Origin of the sequence: Alkalihalobacterium elongatum (assembly GCF_019024285.1) — a bacterium.
Classification (GTDB): Bacteria; Bacillota; Bacilli; order Bacillales; family Bacillaceae_F; genus Alkalihalobacterium; species Alkalihalobacterium elongatum.
This window is the reverse complement of sequence record NZ_WMKZ01000011.1, coordinates 16,635-35,016: the sequence shown is the minus strand read 5'-3', so window position 1 is coordinate 35,016 and position 18,382 is coordinate 16,635. Positions and strand designations below refer to the sequence as shown.

The following is an 18,382-nucleotide window of genomic DNA, read 5'->3' as shown; positions in this document are numbered from 1 at the left end:
GAAATATAAATTTCACACGCGTTTCATTACCTCAACGTTAATAGATTCACCTAGAAAGAAGCGGTTTTATAATTCAATTCTTCCTTAATATTATATTTTTTAATTTTTTGGTAAAGTGTTGTTCTGCTTACTCCTAACACTTTTGCAGCTTTTGTTCGATTTCCTTCACATTGTAACAGCGCTTGAATGATGACTTCTTTTTCGGTTTGATTAATAGAGTGTTGGCGGTTAATTTGTAAACCTTCCTCATCATTTGTTGCTTCTATAGGTCTCATAATAGACTCATTCTTACTTTCTTCAATTAGTTCTACAGGGAGATGGTTTACTTCAATCTGAGTTTTTTGGCAGAAATGATAAGCACGTTCAAGAACATTTTCTAATTGTCGAATATTGCCTGGCCATTGGTAGTTTTGAAAAACCTGTATTACTTCTGGAGAAACACTGATCAACTCTTTATTCGTTTTTAAATTTATCTTTTTAATAAAGTGCTTACATAGTAGTGGGATATCATCTAGGCGTTCTCGTAACGACGGTATACGTAAGTGAATAACATGAATTCGATAAAAAAGATCCTCTCTAAATTTCCCTTCCTTTACAAGGGCAGCAAGATCTTTATTCGTTGCAGAGATAATACGCACATCTACTTTTGTAGTTTTCGTTGCCCCTACTCTTTCAAACTCTTGTTCCTGAAGTACTCTTAACAGTTTAACTTGTAAAGCTAAAGGCATATCACCAATCTCATCTAAAAAGAGAGTTCCATTGTGTGCTAATTCAAATTTTCCTGGTTTTCCACCTTTTTTAGCACCCGTAAAAGCACCTTCCACATAACCGAAAAATTCTGATTCTAGTAATTCTTCTGGTATGGCAGCGCAATTGACTTTAATAAAGGCACCCTCTCTTCCTGAAGCAGTATGAATTCCTTCGGCGATTAATTCTTTTCCTGTTCCACTTTCCCCAGTTATTAGGATTGTAGAAAAAGATTTCGCAGCAATGGCAGCTTCCTGTTTAAACTTTTCCATAGCGTCATTATTTGAAATCACATGAGCAAAAGGATCGTTTTCCTTTGAAATTCTAATTAATTCTCCACGGTAGTATGAAATTTCATTTTCTAATTGTTCCATGTGTAGTAGCATATCTTTCCATGCGTCTAATTGGCGGAAAATAATTTTAAAGATAGCACCAAGCTTTTGTCCATTTTGATGGATAGGCATTTGCGCTACAATACAGTTTTTATCATTTATATTGATGAGTTCGCCGTCAATTTTTTTATTGAGATCTATGCTGTGATGTGAGGGGATTTGTGGTGCAACTTCTGTAATGGGGAGTCCGAGAATGTCAGTTTGTTTTTCAATCTGGAAAAAGTCTAAAAAGCCATGATTAGACATAGTAATACAACCATTATTATCAGTAACGACGACACCGTCATACGCAAGTTCAAGGGCACTATCTAGTATTTTTTTTAATCTATTTGTCGTTTCTAGTTCGTTTGCAATACTTTCATAGGATGTAACGTCTCTTAAAACGACCATAGCACCAGATACTTGATTAAACTCACGAATCGGGATAAATGAGGCGATTACAGTTAATTCCCGATACCATATTCTTTTTGCTTCTTGTATTTCTCCCGTTTTTAACGTTTCGATTAACCACTTCTTAAACGGAGGCAGTACTCTGTCAATAGTTGTACCCAATAAGGTGTTTTTATTAAGACCTAACAATGATAAGGCTGTTTCATTAAAAGTCGTAATTTTAAGATTAGGGTCTACAGAAATAACTGCGTCTTGAAGATTTTCTATGAGAGACCTCATTCTATTCAACGTATCTTCGAGAGCTGTCATATGTGAGGTAACGAGGTCGGATTTAGACATGATTCCATAGATTTCTCCGTTATCATCGAGTACGACAGCTTGACTAACATTTCCTGCTATCATAACTTCTCTAGCTTTGGTAAGATGCTGTTCCTTATGGATTGTGATAACGCTTTCATTAATGAGCGGTTGAATGGAGTCATTCATCGAAAAGTCTTGTAACAATGCACGGTGAATGGAATGCTTATGTACGATGCCTACAAGTTTCTTGTTTTGGGTTATACAACCGATATCTACTCGATAGTGAAGAAATGCTGCTATTGTTTCACGGATGGTACTATTGGGAGACAAATTAATATAATCAACGGTTGTAAAATTTTTAACGATCAATAAGATCACCTTCAAAATCAGAAAATTTTGTATTATCTATATATTTAAAATTATATCAATGCTGGATAAAAAATACAATGATCTCTCGTTAATTTATGTGAACAGTTGTTAACTTATGTTTACATACCTTGACAGTTGTACAGCAATTTGTTCAATTTTTCTACTAAAATACTAACGTTTTAATTTGGCATGATACTTGCATTGTTAAAGATAAATACCAATTAATCTTAACACGAAGAGGTGTGTCTATGAGATATGAAACGATTTTGTATGAAGTAACAGATAACTTCGTAAAGATTACATTAAATCTACCTGAAATGAGAAACCCGTTAACTGAAAAATCGGCTCAAGAATTATTAACGGCCATTAAAGAAGCAGACCACGACCCTAATATAAGAGCGATTGTTCTTACAGGTGCGGGGAAAGCATTTTCAGCAGGGGGAAATCTTAATGAGTTTAAGAAAAACCTTGAGAAATCAGCACCAGAGCTCTATTTTGAAGGAAAAGCAAGTACAGAACTCTTTAAAGTGGGAGCTGAAATCCAAACTCCACTGATTGCTTCTGTTAATGGACCCGCATTAGGTGGAGGGACTGGTTTAGTTGCAATGTGTCACCTAGCAATTGCGTCTACCGAAGCTAAGCTAGGTTTAACAGAGTTAAAGCTAGGATTAGTTCCTTTTGTCATTATGCCTTGGGTACGCAGGGCTGTTGGAGATCGTAAAATGATGGAATTAATGTTAACAGCAGAAATTATTTCAGCAGAGCAAGCGAAGGATTTAAATTTAGTTCACCGAGTAGTGGACCATGATGCCCTTGATGCTGAAACAATGAAATTAGCAAAGCAAGTCGCATCGTTTAGCCCGTTAGCTGTTCAATTAAGCTTAGATGCTTTCTATACGACAGAACAAATGGATTTAATGAAGTCATTTGATTATTTAACAAACCTGCGCCTCGTTTCATTTATGAGTGAGGACTTACGTGAAGGTGCGACAGCATTTTTAGAGAAGCGACGTCCTAACTGGACTGGAAAATAAAATCAATAATTAATTAAGCTGTTATAAAAGGAGATGTAGTGATGATAGAGATTCAAGCTTCAATGAGTGGAAATGTTTGGAAGGTAGAAGTGAAAGAAAATGATGTCGTTAAAGAAGGGGATGTTCTAGTGATATTAGAATCAATGAAAATGGAAATTCCCATAGAAGCTACTCATGACGGGGTCGTAGCTTCCATAAAAGTGGCAGAAGGTGACTTTGTTCAAGAAGATGATGTGATAGCGACGATTAATAATTCTTAATTAATGTGGGGTGAAAGTAGAATGAAAACGGTACGCATAGGAGCTGCCCAAGGTTTTTATGGAGATACGATTGAACCTGCTATAGCAACTGCAAAAAAAGGAGACGTTCAATACATTTGCTTTGATGCGTTAGCAGAACTAACAATGGCCATTTTGGTGAAAGACAAGAAAAAGAATGAAAATGCAGGTTATACAAAGGATATTTCGTTACAAATGAAAGCGCTTCTTCCATACGTAAAGGAAAAAGGAATTAAGCTTTTAACGAACGCAGGCGGAATTAACCCCGTCGGAGCCCAGCAGGAAGTCCTTAAAGTTGCGAGAGAATTAGGGATTAAAAATTTAAAAGTTGCTGTCGTAACTGGTGATAACGTGCTTGATCGCGTTGAGGAATTCCAAGAAAAAGGAGTTGCCCTTACTCATCTAGAAACGGGTGAAACGATTGAAAAAGTGAAAAGTAAGCTCGAATTTGCAAACGCTTACATAGGTGCACAGCCGATCGTTGAAGCCCTAAGGTTAGGTGCGGATATCGTAATCACAGGAAGAACGACAGACACAGCACAATTTTTAGCGCCGTTGATTTATGAGTTTAATTGGAGTGAAGACGATTGGGATCGACTAGCTAGTGGTGTATTTATGGGTCATCTACTCGAATGTTCAGCACAATCAACAGGTGGAAATTTCAGTGGAAAATGGTGGGAGATCGAGGGATTTGATCAAATAGGTTATCCGATTGCTGAAGTTTCAGAGGATGGTGAGTTTGTTGTAAGTAAGGTAGAGGACCGTGGAGGACTAGTAACTGTCGATACTGTAAAAGAACAGATGTTATATGAGATCCACGACCCTTCAGCCTATATTACACCTGATGTTGTCGTTGATTTAACAAATGTAAAACTAGAAAATATCGGGCCTAATGAAGTTAAAGTGACTGGAACGAAAGGAAAACCTAAACCAAATACACTAAAAGCTGTTATGGGGTATGAGAATGGGTATGTTGGTCAAGTGATTGTTGGTTTCACCTGGCCAGATGCAATGTTAAAAGCTAAAAAGGTTGATGAAATCATTCGAACACAAATGGAACGAATGCAATGGAACTACGATGAGGTAAGAACTGATTTTCTAGGATACAACTCATTGCATGGTCCATTAGCACATGATCATGCTGATGAACTAAATGAAGTATTTCTAAGAATGGCAGTTAGAGCCAAAACGAAACCAGAAGCAGCTCGCTTTAGTCGGTTATTTCCACCGCTTGCATTAAATGGTCCACCGACGATGAGTGGCTTTACTGGAAATGCAGCTCCGAGGGCTCTAATCGGCATGTGGTCAGCATTAATACCACGTGAAATGGTAGAGGAGCATCTTAAGGTAGAAATTGAGGAGGTGTAAAGAATGGTCAAAGTAAAACTAAAGGAAATTGCACAATCTAGGTCAGGTGATAAAGGAAATACAGTCAATGTTGCCTTATTTGCACCTAATCAAGAAATCTATGACATTTTTCTTGCTGAAGTAACCCCAGAAAAAGTTAAGGAACATTTTACAGGCCTAGTGGAAGGGGAAGTTGTTCGATTTGATCTACCAAATATTTTTGCTTTGAACTTTGTCTGTAAAGAAGCGTTAAACGGAGGAGGATCTTCCTCTATCCGATTAGATAACTTAGGAAAGTGCTTTGGTTCCAATTTATTGCGGATGGAAATTGAAGTTGATGAACAAATCTTGTTAGAAACTATTAAATGAGGTGAACAATATGCCATATGAGCCATATTTTACGGAAGAACATGATGAGCTACGCAAAACGGTACGTAAGTTTGTGGAAAAAGAAATTGCACCGTTTGTAGATGAATGGGAAGAGGCAGGAGAATTTCCAAGAGAGTTATTTACTAGAATGGGAGAACTCGGTTACCTAGGTTTACACTACCCTGAAGAAGTTGGTGGGCAAGGAGGAGACTATTTCACTTCTATTGTGTTAGCTGAAGAAATGAATAAATGCGGTTGCGGTGGTGTACCAATGGCTATAGCTGTACAAACAGATATGGCAACCCCGCCAATATATAAATTTGGTACAAAAGATCAGCATGAACGCTTTCTAACTCCAGCTATTAGAGGAGAAAAAATCGCCGCAATCGGAATTACAGAGCCTGATCACGGTTCAGACGTGCAAGGCATTCGAACGAGAGCAAGACGTGATGGGGACGAATGGGTAATCAATGGCACAAAAACTTATATTACAAATGGAACGAGAGCTGATTTTGTCACTCTAGTAACGAGAACTTCAGATGACCCTGGACCAAAAGGAATTAGTCTCTTTTTAGTTGAAACTGACCGTCCTGGTTTTTCAGTTAGTAAAAAGCTAGATAAAGTTGGAATGAGATCTTCTGATACAGCAGAACTAATCTTTGATAATGTGCGGGTTCCGCATAAAAATCTGCTAGGAGAAGAAGGGAAGGGCTTCTACCAAATCATGTGGCAATTACAAGGCGAGCGAATGGTCGGTGCAGCAGGAGCTATTGGTGGAGCAGAATACGCTTATGAACATGCTCTTCAATATGCCAAATCTAGAAAAGCATTTGACCAACCGATAGGCAACTTCCAAGTGATTGCTCATTTATTAGCGGAGATGAAAACCGAAATTGAAATTTGCCGAGAGTTAACGTATTCAACTGCTTATCGCTTTTCTAAAGGAGAGGTTCCTGCTAAGGAAATTTCAATGACAAAACTTGCAGCAGTTCAGATGGCTCATTGGGTATCTGACCGAGCTCTACAAATACATGGTGGAAATGGTTATATGAACGAGTATCCAATTGAACGAAACTGGAGAGATAGTCGTTTGCCACGTATCGGTGGAGGAGCAGATGAAATCATGAAGGAAATTATCGCTAAACAAATCGGCTTATGAGAAAGGGAGGGACAATAATGTCTCATTGGATATTTACTGAAGAACATGAAATGTTTCGAAAAGCAGTAAGTAAATTTGTTGAAAAAGAAGTGAAACCTAATGTGGAACAGTGGGAAAAAGACGGAGAAGTGCCGAGAAGCTTGTATCAACGTATGGGTGAACTTGGCTACTTAGGAATTAAGTTTCCAGAACAATACGGTGGCAGTGGATTGGATATTATTACTGAAGCCGTCTTAATTGAAGAGCTTGCTAAATGTGGTTCTGGTGGTGTTGGTGCAGCAATAGGAGCACATACAGGCATAGCGATGACGAATATTTGGAAATATGGAAATGATGAGCAAAAGCAAAAATACCTTGTACCTGGTATTAAGGGAGATACAATTTCAGCATTAGCCATTACGGAATCAGGTGGTGGTTCGGACGTATCTGCAATTAAGACGACTGCAAAAAAAGATGGGGATGGATATGTTTTAAACGGTTCGAAGACGTTTATCACAAACGGAGTCAATGCCGATTATGTCATTGTTGCAGCCAAAACTCGGGAAGTACCAGTTCATAAAAATATAAGTCTATTTATTATTGAAACTAATTCTGAAGGTTATTCAGTCGGGAAAAAATTAAAAAAATTAGGTTGGAGATCATCAGATACTGGAGAACTTTTCTTTGATAACGTCCGTGTACCAAAGGAAAACTTAATCGGTGAAGAAAACAAAGGCTTTCAATATATCATGCAAAATTTTCAGTTTGAAAGAATTAGTATGGCGCTAGGAAGTGTAGGTCTTGGAGAACTGGCTTTGGAAGATACGAAGAAATATAGCAAAGAAAGAATTCAATTCGGCCAACCACTATCTAATTTTCAAGTACTTCGCCATAAAATGGTTGATATGGCTGTTGATATTGAAAAAGCTAGAAGCATATCGTACCGCGCCCTGTATTTGTACGATAAAGGTGAAGATTGTGTAACAGAAGCTACAATGGCAAAGGCATTTGCTGCTGAAATGATACGGAGAGTAACGGATCAAGCAGTTCAAATTCATGGTGGAAACGGTTATATGATGGAGTATGCTGTTCAACGCTACTGGCGCGATGCTAGAATTCAATCCATCGGCGGTGGGACGACTCAAATTATGAATGAAATTTTAACGAAACGATTAGGGATCCTATCTTAGTCATCTTTCTATCTATAATAATAGCTACTTAATTTATATTTAATCTAAAAACAAGGATGGTGTTTGCTGTGGAACGTGAACGTAAAGTACTTGCAGAAAAAGAACGAATTGAAAAAGGTGGACCTGACCATGAAAAGATAAAGAAACTTGGAAAATTATTTGTTCGCGATCGTTTGAAGCTTTACTTCGATGATGAGCAACCATTCTATGAAACAGGACTTTTTGCTAACAATCTAAATGAACGACTTCCAGCTGACGGTGTAGTTGCTGGAACTGGAAAAATTGACGACCGCATCGCCTATTTTATTGCCAGTGATTTTACAGTTAAAGCAGGATCAATGGGGAAATATCATAGTGAAAAAGTTCTAAGAATCCAAGAGTCTGCTATTCGAGGAAAGCGCCCGCTAATTTATCTCATTGATTCCTCAGGTGGTCGTATTGATGAGGCTGGTGGTTATCACGTTGAAAAATATTCTGGCGGAAAAATATTTTATAACCATAGTGTACTATCGGGTCGAGTACCACAAATAGCTGTTCTTTATGGTCCATGTTTTGCTGGAACGGCTTATATGCCAGTGTTTTCTGATTTTGTTGTCATGGTTGATAAAATTTCTGGAATGGCGATCGCCTCTCCACGAATGGTACAAATGGCAACGGGCCAAAAAGTAGATGTTGAGGAGCTCGGTGGTGCGACAATGCATACTTCAAAGAGTGGTTCAGCAGACTTTATTGCCAAGTCCGAAGAAGAGGCAGCGCAGATCGTAAAAAAACTGCTAACTTACTTACCTGATAACTTTGAAGCTAAGTTACCAGAATTTCCATCAGTAGAGCCTACTCGTGATGCGAAGGAAATTGATAATATCATTCCGCAAGAGCCTAACCGTGCATATGATGTTCGCAAATTAATTGAGTCAATTGTAGATGGTGATAGTTTCTTAGAAATTAAAGCGAACTTTGCTAAAGAGTTAGTAACTGGCTTTGCGAGATTGAATGGAAAGACTGTTGGAATTGTAGCGAACCAACCAATGCAAAAAGGTGGGGCGATCTTCCCAGAGTCTGCAGATAAGGGTGCTAAATTTGTCTGGACTTGTGACGCTTACAACATTCCATTGCTTTACTTATGTGATACGCCAGGATTTATGGTTGGGACAAAAGTGGAACAAGAAGGAATTCTGCGTAAAGGTCGTAACTTTATTTTTGCAAGTTCATGTGCCAATGTTCCAAAAATTTGTGTCATAGTCAGAAAAGCTTATGGCGCAGGGATTTATGCGATGGCAGGTCCTGCATATGAGCCAGATACAACAATTGCACTTCCTTCGGCCGAAATTGCAATTATGGGTCCTGAGGCAGCTATTAATGCCGTATATTACAATAAAATTCGTGCTGTTGAAGATCCACAAGAACGAGAAGAATTAGTTAAAAAATTACGTGACGAATATCGTGCTGGGTACGATACGTTCAAACTTGCAGGCGAACTAGTCGTTGATGATTTAATTGTTCCTAGTGAACTTAGAAAAGAGCTTATCAGTCGTTATGAAACATTTGAAAATAAAGATTTCCCACTACCAGCAAGAAAGCACTCTACGATTCTTAGTTAATAGATAGGTTTTGTACTTGTTAAAATAACCAAAAAATAACTATAAAATTGGTGACGTTGGGTTCATCTAACTAATTAGAGTTCCAAGCGATGAGCCCATCCAAAACCATGTATACACAACCTAAAATAAAAGGGAGTTGATCAAAATGACAAAAGGAATAGGAAATTGGCTAAAAAAGTTTAGCGAGTTTGATCCAGATAAACTCGCTCTCGTTTTCAAAGATAAACGGTTTACGTATAAAGAGTTCAATGAAAGAGTAAATCAATTAGCCCATGCTTTTGTTTCTTTAGGAGTTAGAAAAGGCGACCGAGTCGATGCTTTATTACTAAATACGAATGAAGCGTTAGAATCGATGTTTGCTTGTGCAAAAATTGGCGCCATTTTTGTACCGATCAATTTCCGCTTGAGTGTAGATGAAGTCCTGTATATTGTGAACGACTCGGGGGCGAATCATTTTATTTATGATGAGCGATTAAGACCTGTAGTTGATGCGCTCAGGCAAAAAGAGTCGAAGCTAATAGATTATATTCATGTAGGAAGAAATCCACATGAAGAAGATTATGAATATGAGCAGTTAATTGAAGGCTCTTCTACTGAAGAACCAGCTTATGATATTAGTTTAGATGATATACATCTAATGATGTATACATCAGGTACAACTGGGCGTCCAAAAGGGGCGATGCTGAGTCACGGTAATACTCAATGGAATGCGATTAACTGCATTAACTTTATGCCGACCCATAGTACAGACATTACCTTAACCGTAGCTCCATTATTTCATATCGGTGGAATGAGTGTTTTTACTACACCACTTTTCTATAAAGGTGGAACAGTTATTTTAGATGATAATTTTGACCCGAAGAGTGTTATGCAAAAAATTCAAGAAGAGAAAATTACTGGTCTCTTCTTCGTCCCTGCGATGTGGCAAGCTTTAACAACAGTTGATAACTTCGATGATTACGATATTTCGTCTCTACGGTTTTGTGTATCTGGAGGAGCTCCTTGTCCAATTACGATCATTGAATATTTTCAGGCTCGAGGCATTCCATTCTATGAGGGCTTCGGTTTAACGGAAACTGCACCATTTGTTAGTTTACTAGATGCTAAAAACTCCATTCGTAAAAATGGTTCGGTTGGAAAAGCACCTGTTCATACGGATGTTAGAATTGTCGACCCGAATGATCGTGATGTTCCAGCTGGAGAAGTTGGTGAACTGATCGTGAAAGGACCGAATGTGATGGTTGGTTATTGGAACAAACCTGAAGCAACTAAGGAAGCGATAAAAGACGGTTGGTTTTACACAGGAGATCTAGCAAAATTTGATGCTGAAGGATTTATTTATATTGTCGACCGTAAAAAAGACATGATAATTACAGGTGGCGAAAATGTGTATCCGATTGAAGTAGAGCAAGTTCTTTATCGTCACCCCAATATAAGAGAGGCTGCAATTATCGGTTACCCAGATGAAAAGTGGGGTGAGTCTATCAAAGCAGTTATCTCACTAAAAGACACGAGTAGTCCATTTACAATAGAGGACATTCAACAATTTTTAGACGGAAAGATTGCTAGATATAAAGTGCCAAAGAAAATAGAAGTTGTTGATGCGTTACCTAGAAATGCAACAGGTAAAATCTTAAAAACAGTTTTAAGAAAAGAAGCTTAAGTACATTTTGAGAAGGGAGGTAAGGGTGAAATGTTCGATAAATTTTTTGAAGATTTTGAAATAGGGCAAAAGTGGAAATCGCGAGCGAGAACAATTACGGAAACAGATATTGTGATGTTCTCTGCTTTTAGCGGTGATTGGTATCCTCTTCACACAGATATTGAGTATGCAAAAACAACTTTGTTTAAACAGCGCATCGCACACGGAATGTTGGTTTTATCAGTTGGGACAGGGCTTACAAGAATGGAGCCTGAAATTATCGTCGCCAATTATGGTGTAGATAAGCTGCGTTTTATTCAACCAGTATTTATTAATGATACGATCCATGTCGAACTTGAAGTGCTAGACCTTCAAGATAAAGGCAATGGAACTGGCGTTGTTACTACCAAACAACAGATTGTTAAACAAAATGGAGAGCCAGCAATTGTTGGAATTTCCAAAGCATTAATAAATAAGAAAGCACAATAAAGGGAGGAATTTGAATGCAAAGTATCGTAAACCGTGTAGCCATTGGCGATATTCTTCGCCGAAATGCTGCGAGATTTCCTGATAAGGTAGCTATTATTGATGGAGACAAAAGGATCACGTATCGAGAATTAGATCAGTTATCGAATCAATTTGCTAACTATTTATTAAGTTCAGGTTATACCAAAGGGGATACAATTTTAACGATTTGCATGAACTCCTGGGAATATGTTGTTATTTACAATGGAATTGCTAAAGCGGGTCTAATTTGGGTTCCAATTAATCCTGGTATTTCTATTAATGAGAAGCTTTATATCTTAGATCAAGTCGAAGCTAAGTTAATCATGGGTGATGCTCCTTTAATTCAAAACGATATAGAAACATTTAAAAAGAGTTGCCAAAATATTCTTGCAGTCCGTGGAAGTTTAGGAGATACAAATACATTCTTACTTGCACTTGAAGACCAATCTGAAGTTGAGCCAGAAGTTGAAATTGAAGATCGAGATGTTGCACAAATTATGTTTACGAGTGGTACAACAGGTAATCCAAAAGGAGTAATGACAAGTCATTTAGCTGTATATATCGCAAGCTTAGGTAATATCATAGAAAGCAACTTTCAAGAAGACGAAACGACTTTGACGATGATGCCACTGTTCCATTGTGCCCAACATACATTTACCGTGTCTGCCCTTCATCGTGGAGCAACCTCTGTTGTAATTAGTGGTTTTGAACCAGAAGCATTAATGAAAACTATTGAAGAGCACCAAATTACAAATATGTTTGCTCTACCGATTATGTACAAAGCATTACTATATCATCCGAATCGCCCGAAATATGACTTAAGTTCTTTAAGAAGATGTACTTATGCGATGGCCCCAATGGACCGTCATACATTAGAAAAGTGTATTCACGAATTTAAAGCTGAATTTGCTTTAGGAACTGGACAAACAGAAATTTATCCAGCAACTATGACATTTAGACCCGAAGAACAATTACGTCGTTTCGGATCCTATTGGGGAACATCTAATCTAATTAATGATACGGCTATTATGGATGATGATGGAAATATTTTGGAGAAAGGTCAAGTAGGTGAAATCGTACATCGCGGCCCTAACGTTATGAACGGCTACTTTAAAAATGAAGAAGAGACAGCGAAAAGCAGAGCGTTTGGCTGGCATCATACTGGAGATTTAGGGTATTGGGATGAAGATGGTCAACTAGTCTTTGTTGATCGTAAAAAAGATATTATTAAAACAGGTGGAGAAAATGTCGCTTCGATTAAAGTCGAAGGGATACTTCTTACGCATAAAGATGTTGCTAACGCTGTAGCTGTTGGTTTACCACATGAACGCTGGTCAGAAGCGGTTACTGCATTTGTTGTGTTAAACCCAGACAGTCAAGCAACAGAAGAAGATATTATTAACCATTGTAAGGAACACCTAGGAGGGTTCCAGGTGCCTAAATCAGTAGTGATATTAGAGCAATTACCGATGACCGCAACGGGCAAAATTCAAAAACATGTATTACGACGACAATATACTAACCATTATCAAATTACGAACTAAGTAATAAAATGTAAGCGTTATCATCTTGGTAGAGAGGATGATAAAATAGGAACCATTTACATGTAAATTTTAATTACAGGTAAATGGTTCTGCTTTTTTAAGTGATCTAGAAGGGTTACTAGTAGAGTAAAAGTCGATAGGGAGCGTTAAAAATAAGGCTCTGTTAACTATGTTGTTAACAAATAACTTATAGGTTTAAGGGTGAGGAAGAGGGGTACAAATGGATAATATTCATGAAGAATATGATTGGAAGTATATAGTCGATGAATTATATCAATATTTACGCTTAAAAACTATTCCTATCGGGATGAAGCTATTTGAGAAAAGAGAAGAAATGGAGGCGATAAAAAAAATCCGTCGTCCTAATAATATTCATACAGCAGATCAGATTGTTGCTCAAGCTGCACGCTTAGGTTGGACAGTAGGTATTACTGCGGAAGACCTCGTTGGACCACAGTGTCAAGTTGTACTTGGGTTACACCCTCGTAATGAACAATGGCTCTCTGGTAAAGATATGGCGGGAGTTTGGTTTGAAAATGAGGCGGATTCTTTACGTCATCAACAAGAGATGGATGTCGTTGAGCATGGACGGTATGAGGCAATGGCTGTTTCACCATTAGCAGTAGGTCGGTTAACCCCTCCTGATATATGCATGATATATGCAACACCTGGACAGATGATCCTTTTTATCAATGGTTTACAATGGAAAAATTACGAGAAGTTTGATTGGAGTGTCGTTGGGGAATCTTCTTGTGCAGATTCATGGGGACGTGCTCTTGCTACACGAAAGCCAAGCTTATCTATTCCTTGTTATGCAGAGAGAAGGTATGGGGGAGTTTTCGATGAAGAGCTATTGATCGCACTACCACCAGCTGATCTTGTGAAAGCTTTAGAAGGTTTAAAGCGTCTCCATCAAAATGGTCTTCGCTATCCAATTCCCCAATACGGGATTCAAATGGATGCGCGCTCTGGTCTTCAAGTTAGCTATGGAAAAGGAAAATAACATAAGTGACCTATTCATCGATCTTTTAATATATAAGGGTAGGATGTTAACCACTTGTAAAAATGACTATTCTTTTGTCGTTAAGCAAGTGGTTTTTATTTGTTTTGGAAAGTAAGTAATTTTTTCGTTTATATTGAAATCATAGTTTTACTTATATTGTCACTATATGTATCTTTAAAATATAGTACAATATAAGAGAGCAACTAAGCTTATTTTTCTTTCGTGATTAAGCATGTTTGCTTTTTAGTTATAAAGTTTAGCTTTTAATGGTAAGATATTTGTAGTAATAATGCGCAATCAATAGATAACAGCTAGTGTAAGGAGGCACAACAATGGCTCAACAAAAATGTAGTAGTTGTGGTCACGATATTACGAGAAAAGAAATTACAAAATCTCTACTAAAGGGTTACAGTCCAATTACTTGCAGTAAATGTGGAAAAGTACATTTAGTCCAGCAAATTTCAAAACTTATTATAGCTATGTTAGTTACATTTCCAATTGTATTCTTTGTATTATTATTATCAACAGCAATTGGTTTATCAGGACCCCAAACGTTTGTAGTAGGTGCAATACTACTTGCTATTACTTTATTTTCTTCACCTTTTATTGCAAGATGCGAACCTGCAGAAAATCAGCAGATGTAGATAATTTAGAACAAATAGCAATATAAGAATTAAAACTCAAAAAAACGATCCTAGATACTGGGGTCGTTTTTTTTTGCTTAAAATAACTTCATTATAAAATTGCCAAATCCTTAAATGTTATCTAAATGGATATAAAGGTTTAGTAGAAAAGGGTGTAGTTTGTCATTAAATGTAAAAGACTTCACACAGTCCTAAATAAAATTACACAGAATTTCTTGTTAATTCGACATAAAACTTAGATAATCAGTGTTCTATTTTAAAAACCCAACAGTTTCAACACTACTATTTTACTATTCAAAATATTCTGTTAAATTTCCTGTCAAAGTTGTTATTTTATGTCGAGAATGCTTGTACTATTTAGTTATGAAAACAAAGGAGGTATTTAGAGAGTGGGGAAACCAAATAAAAATATGACAAGAAGAGATTTTCTAAATCAAGTAGGAAAAGTAGGTGGCGCTGTAGCTGTATTTGGTGCAATGGATACTTTAGGGTTATTCGGAACACCTACATATGCTATGAAAAGTGATTTCAACCTACCAAAAAAGGGTGACTTACCTAATGGAAAGAAAAATGGTAAGACGGTTATTATTTTAGGGGCTGGGATAGCAGGTCTTTGTGCAGCTTATGAAATGTCAAAGGCAGGTTATGATTGTAAAATCCTAGAAGCACGTGATCGTGTTGGTGGTAGAAATTGGACCGTACGCTCTGGTACAACTGAAACCGAAATTGGCGGTGTTAGGCAAACTGCTCAATTTGCCAGAGGGGAATACTTTAATGCTGGGCCAGCAAGGATCCCGCAGCATCATATTACAATGGACTATTGCCGTGAACTAGGTGTACCGCTTGAAATATTTACAAATACTAACGAACACGCCTACTATTACCGTGAAAATGTCGGTGCTCTAGCCAATACGAAAATTAGAAAGCAAATGATTAAAGCAGATATTAGAGGGCAAGTTTCTGAATTATTAGCAAAGGCAGTTTATCAGACCGCGTTAGATAGCGAGCTATCTAACGAAGATAAAGAAAGATTACTAACTTACCTTCGTGGTGAGGGTGGATTAAATGCGAACTATCAATATACAGGATCAAGTGCTCGTGGATATGATATTTTTCCAGCAGCAGGGTTAGAGCCAGGAAAAGTTGGTGAACCATATACTTTAACTCAATTACTTGCGTCTAATATGCCTAATAGTATTAGTGGTGAATATTCTTTTAATCAACAGCCAAACATGTTCCAGCCTGTTGGGGGAATGGATGCGATACCGAAAGCGTTTGAAGCACAGCTTCCAGGTAAAATCACCTTTGGTGCTGAAGTGAAAGAAATTCGTCAATCAACAGATGGTGTAAAAATTTTGTTTACTGGAAAAGGAAAAGGGAATGGCGCAGGAAGCGGTAACTTAAGAGAAGTTACGGGAGACTATTGCATTTGTACAATACCTCTACCAGTATTATCAAAAATACCTGCTGATTTTTCTTCAGAAATGCAACGTGCCATAGGAAGTATTAGTTATGCGACGACAGGTAAAATTGGTCTGCAATACAAACGTCGCTTCTGGGAGGAAGATGAGCGTGTGTATGGTGGGATGACAACAACGAACCTTGATATTAATCAAATTTGGTATCCTTCATCAGGGTATGGAACACAAAGAGGAACTGTTGTTGGTTACTATAATTTTGGTAATGATGCTGTTGCTCTTGGGGATATGTCAATAGCCCAGCGCCAAGCACATGCTTTAGCACAAGGAGCAAAAATTCATGGCGACAATTATAAGAAAGAGTTAGAAACTAGCTTTTCTCTAGCATGGCATAAAATAGAGTATAGCGAAGGTGGATGGGCAAACTACACTGCCTCACAAAGGCAGAATGAGTACGTTACTTTAAATAAACCAGATGGGCGAATTTATCTAGCAGGAGAACATTTAAGTTATATGACAGGATGGATGTCAGGGGCCATTGAATCCGCATTAATTGCTGTAGGTGGTATCCATGAACAAGTAATGAAAAGTCCAAGCATTGCATCATAGATAACTAGTTGACCTAATAACAACGAAAATATTAAAAAAGTATAGAAAATATAGGAGGAATACATGATGAAAAAATTATCTAAAAAAATTGTAGCATCTGCAATAGTTGTGACAAGCTTGTTAGCAGGGGTAACGTTTACGGCAGCAAATGGTGATATGGTCAAGCTGATGAGAGGAAACGATGTCGTATTTTTCGGAAGCCCGACTTCTTCCATATCTAGCTCAGTGGCGATACCACATAATTATAACAAACTTTATTTCAGTGGCACGGTTCCAGTTGTAAAAGATAAAAATGGTTCAACCATTTATGAAAGATACGGGAATACAGAAGAACAAGCGATTACAATCTTAGAGCGATTTAAACAAGATTTAGAAGCAAAAGGATTATCGATGTCAGACATCACTTATTTACGTGTCTATGTGGTTCCAGATCCAGAACATCCAGAAAACCCTGGTGAAATCGACTATCAAGGCTGGTTTAATGCTTATGCAAAGTATTTTAATACGGAAGAAAATCCAGTTAAAACGGCTAGGTCTACTGTTGGAGTAGAAGGTTTAGTTAACTCTGATTGGTTAATAGAAATTGAAGCAGAAGTTGCCTATAAAAATGTTAATCCAGGAAAAGGAAATAAATAAGAATATTGATTAGTAGGAGGTGAGGAAATGCTACAAAATATTGGAGTTCCAGGGTTAATTTTAGTATTAATTATTGCACTAGTTATTTTTGGCCCTTCAAAACTTCCTGAGATTGGAAGGGCTGCTGGTAGAACGTTAAGTGAATTTAAAAGTGCTACAAAAGATTTAGTGAATGGGGGTGAGGGAGAAGAAGAAAAGTCTAAAGAAGTGAAAAGCTAAGAATTAAATAAGAAGGTGTAAACCAGATGTTTACATCTTCTTTTTTAAAAACGCTCTTTTCTCAATGATTGTTGCTTTTGGACCGTAAGCCATACGGAGCTTGGCTCTTCACGCATAGCGTGAAGCTTTTGAAAATAAATAGCCATTCTGACTAATGAATTTGTTTAGAAAAGGCTGTTTATTTCAAAAAACGGTCCAAAAATAACAAAGTAAATGAAAACAGCCTTATAAAAAGGATGTGGTCAAAATATCTGTTAAAGAAATGAACTTGGTAGAACATTTAGAGGAACTTAGAAAGAGGCTTATATTTGTTTTAAGTTTTTTTCTGTTATCATTTATTGTCTCGTTTATTTTCGTCGAGGATATTTATAATTGGATTATAGTGGCAGCAGATCAAAAGTTAACAATATTAGGTCCGAGTGATATTTTGTGGATTTATTTTGTAATCGCTGGGTCCTGTGGGATCATCCTAACAACTCCAATTGCTCTATATCAAATATGGAAGTTCGTTGAGCCAGCGGTGAATAAGAATGAGCGGAAAGCGGTCTTTATCTTTTTACCTTTACTAATGCTTTGTTTTACAGTTGGTATCCTGTTTGGTTATCTTGTATTATTTCCAAGTGTCCTGGCATTTTTACAAACGCTAGCTGCAGACCAACTCAATACAATGTATACTGCAGAAAAATACTTTAAGTTTTTATTACACTTAACACTACCTATAGGATTTCTTTTCGAAATGCCAATCATTATTATGTTCTTAACGCAGTTAGGCATCATTAATCCACTTATGCTTGCTAAGACGAGAAAGATAGGGTATTTAATGTTAACAATAATATCGACACTCGTTACCCCACCAGACTTTGTATCAGCGCTTATCGTTATGGCTCCGCTCATTTTACTGTATGAAATAAGTATTAGTATATCAAAAGTAATGTATCGAAAAAGATTAAAGGTTCTTAAAGAAGCGAGTTAAAATTCATATGAAGATTGAAGTAACAAATTCGATAA

At 37.3% G+C, this 18,382-nt stretch carries 17 protein-coding genes; 16 read left to right on the top strand and 1 reads right to left on the bottom strand.

Features of this window, described 5'->3' with window-relative positions; genetic code table 11:
- Positions 1-50: 50 nt before the first annotated feature.
- Positions 51-2,198 (bottom strand): sigma 54-interacting transcriptional regulator, encoded by a 2,148-nt coding sequence (locus tag GKP30_RS12695; protein WP_216829824.1) that lies wholly within the window; start codon positions 2,196-2,198, stop codon positions 51-53.
- 248 nt (positions 2,199-2,446) lie between these two features.
- Here GKP30_RS12695 and GKP30_RS12690 point away from each other — a divergent pair, with 248 nt between their 5' ends.
- From GKP30_RS12690 to tatC, 16 genes are all read left to right on the top strand, one after another.
- Positions 2,447-3,232: an enoyl-CoA hydratase/isomerase family protein gene (locus GKP30_RS12690; protein ID WP_216829823.1), complete on the top strand. Its 786-nt coding sequence runs from the start codon at positions 2,447-2,449 to the stop codon at positions 3,230-3,232.
- A 41-nt stretch (positions 3,233-3,273) separates the two neighbouring features.
- Entirely contained in the window at positions 3,274-3,492 is a 219-nt protein-coding gene (locus GKP30_RS12685; RefSeq protein ID WP_216829822.1) for a biotin/lipoyl-binding carrier protein, read from the top strand.
- A gap of 21 nt (positions 3,493-3,513) precedes the next feature.
- The gene (locus GKP30_RS12680) at positions 3,514-4,878 is read left to right on the top strand and encodes an acyclic terpene utilization AtuA family protein (RefSeq protein ID WP_216829821.1); all 1,365 of its coding nucleotides are present in this window, start codon (positions 3,514-3,516) and stop codon (positions 4,876-4,878) included.
- A gap of 3 nt (positions 4,879-4,881) precedes the next feature.
- Entirely contained in the window at positions 4,882-5,226 is a 345-nt protein-coding gene (locus GKP30_RS12675; protein ID WP_216829820.1) for an AtuA-related protein, read from the top strand.
- Between the two features lie 10 nt (positions 5,227-5,236).
- A complete protein-coding gene (locus GKP30_RS12670; RefSeq protein WP_216829819.1) occupies positions 5,237-6,385 on the top strand; it encodes an acyl-CoA dehydrogenase family protein in 1,149 nt (382 codons plus the stop codon).
- 17 nt (positions 6,386-6,402) lie between these two features.
- Positions 6,403-7,554: an acyl-CoA dehydrogenase family protein gene (locus tag GKP30_RS12665; protein ID WP_216829818.1), complete on the top strand. Its 1,152-nt coding sequence runs from the start codon at positions 6,403-6,405 to the stop codon at positions 7,552-7,554.
- A gap of 68 nt (positions 7,555-7,622) precedes the next feature.
- The gene (locus GKP30_RS12660; protein WP_328703154.1) at positions 7,623-9,152 is read left to right on the top strand and encodes an acyl-CoA carboxylase subunit beta; all 1,530 of its coding nucleotides are present in this window, start codon (positions 7,623-7,625) and stop codon (positions 9,150-9,152) included.
- Positions 9,153-9,297: 145 nt separating this feature from the next.
- Entirely contained in the window at positions 9,298-10,815 is a 1,518-nt protein-coding gene (locus tag GKP30_RS12655; protein ID WP_216829816.1) for an acyl-CoA synthetase, read from the top strand.
- Positions 10,816-10,845: 30 nt separating this feature from the next.
- Complete coding sequence (locus GKP30_RS12650) at positions 10,846-11,283, top strand: MaoC/PaaZ C-terminal domain-containing protein (protein ID WP_216829815.1); 438 nt, start codon at positions 10,846-10,848, stop codon at positions 11,281-11,283.
- A gap of 14 nt (positions 11,284-11,297) precedes the next feature.
- A complete protein-coding gene (locus tag GKP30_RS12645) occupies positions 11,298-12,845 on the top strand; it encodes an AMP-binding protein (RefSeq protein WP_216829814.1) in 1,548 nt (515 codons plus the stop codon).
- 220 nt (positions 12,846-13,065) lie between these two features.
- Entirely contained in the window at positions 13,066-13,848 is a 783-nt protein-coding gene (locus tag GKP30_RS12640; RefSeq protein ID WP_216829813.1) for a DUF169 domain-containing protein, read from the top strand.
- 332 nt (positions 13,849-14,180) lie between these two features.
- Positions 14,181-14,492: a TIGR04104 family putative zinc finger protein gene (locus GKP30_RS12635; protein WP_216829812.1), complete on the top strand. Its 312-nt coding sequence runs from the start codon at positions 14,181-14,183 to the stop codon at positions 14,490-14,492.
- 389 nt (positions 14,493-14,881) lie between these two features.
- Positions 14,882-16,519, top strand: coding sequence for a flavin monoamine oxidase family protein (locus GKP30_RS12630; RefSeq protein WP_328703153.1), 1,638 nt, complete (start codon positions 14,882-14,884; stop codon positions 16,517-16,519).
- A 63-nt stretch (positions 16,520-16,582) separates the two neighbouring features.
- Positions 16,583-17,155 (top strand): RidA family protein, encoded by a 573-nt coding sequence (locus tag GKP30_RS12625; protein WP_236035071.1) that lies wholly within the window; start codon positions 16,583-16,585, stop codon positions 17,153-17,155.
- A gap of 27 nt (positions 17,156-17,182) precedes the next feature.
- Positions 17,183-17,374, top strand: coding sequence for a twin-arginine translocase TatA/TatE family subunit (locus tag GKP30_RS12620; protein ID WP_216829811.1), 192 nt, complete (start codon positions 17,183-17,185; stop codon positions 17,372-17,374).
- A gap of 262 nt (positions 17,375-17,636) precedes the next feature.
- Positions 17,637-18,347, top strand: coding sequence for a twin-arginine translocase subunit TatC (tatC, locus tag GKP30_RS12615; RefSeq protein ID WP_236035070.1), 711 nt, complete (start codon positions 17,637-17,639; stop codon positions 18,345-18,347).
- Positions 18,348-18,382 lie beyond the last annotated feature (35 nt).

Excerpts from the sequence above, each read along its gene's own strand:
- GKP30_RS12680 (WP_216829821.1), top strand. The coding sequence starts at position 3,514 with ATGAAAACGGTACGCATAGGAGCTGCCCAAGGTTTTTATGGAGATACG.
- GKP30_RS12655 (WP_216829816.1), top strand. The coding sequence starts at position 9,298 with ATGACAAAAGGAATAGGAAATTGGCTAAAAAAGTTTAGCGAGTTTGAT.
- GKP30_RS12635 (WP_216829812.1), top strand. The coding sequence starts at position 14,181 with ATGGCTCAACAAAAATGTAGTAGTTGTGGTCACGATATTACGAGAAAA.
- GKP30_RS12675 (WP_216829820.1), top strand. The coding sequence starts at position 4,882 with ATGGTCAAAGTAAAACTAAAGGAAATTGCACAATCTAGGTCAGGTGAT.
- GKP30_RS12650 (WP_216829815.1), top strand. The coding sequence starts at position 10,846 with ATGTTCGATAAATTTTTTGAAGATTTTGAAATAGGGCAAAAGTGGAAA.
- tatC (WP_236035070.1), top strand. The coding sequence starts at position 17,637 with ATGAACTTGGTAGAACATTTAGAGGAACTTAGAAAGAGGCTTATATTT.
- GKP30_RS12685 (WP_216829822.1), top strand. The coding sequence starts at position 3,274 with ATGATAGAGATTCAAGCTTCAATGAGTGGAAATGTTTGGAAGGTAGAA.
- GKP30_RS12620 (WP_216829811.1), top strand. The coding sequence starts at position 17,183 with ATGCTACAAAATATTGGAGTTCCAGGGTTAATTTTAGTATTAATTATT.
- GKP30_RS12690 (WP_216829823.1), top strand. The coding sequence starts at position 2,447 with ATGAGATATGAAACGATTTTGTATGAAGTAACAGATAACTTCGTAAAG.
- GKP30_RS12665 (WP_216829818.1), top strand. The coding sequence starts at position 6,403 with ATGTCTCATTGGATATTTACTGAAGAACATGAAATGTTTCGAAAAGCA.
- GKP30_RS12640 (WP_216829813.1), top strand. The coding sequence starts at position 13,066 with ATGGATAATATTCATGAAGAATATGATTGGAAGTATATAGTCGATGAA.
- GKP30_RS12645 (WP_216829814.1), top strand. The coding sequence starts at position 11,298 with ATGCAAAGTATCGTAAACCGTGTAGCCATTGGCGATATTCTTCGCCGA.
- GKP30_RS12625 (WP_236035071.1), top strand. The coding sequence starts at position 16,583 with ATGATGAAAAAATTATCTAAAAAAATTGTAGCATCTGCAATAGTTGTG.
- GKP30_RS12670 (WP_216829819.1), top strand. The coding sequence starts at position 5,237 with ATGCCATATGAGCCATATTTTACGGAAGAACATGATGAGCTACGCAAA.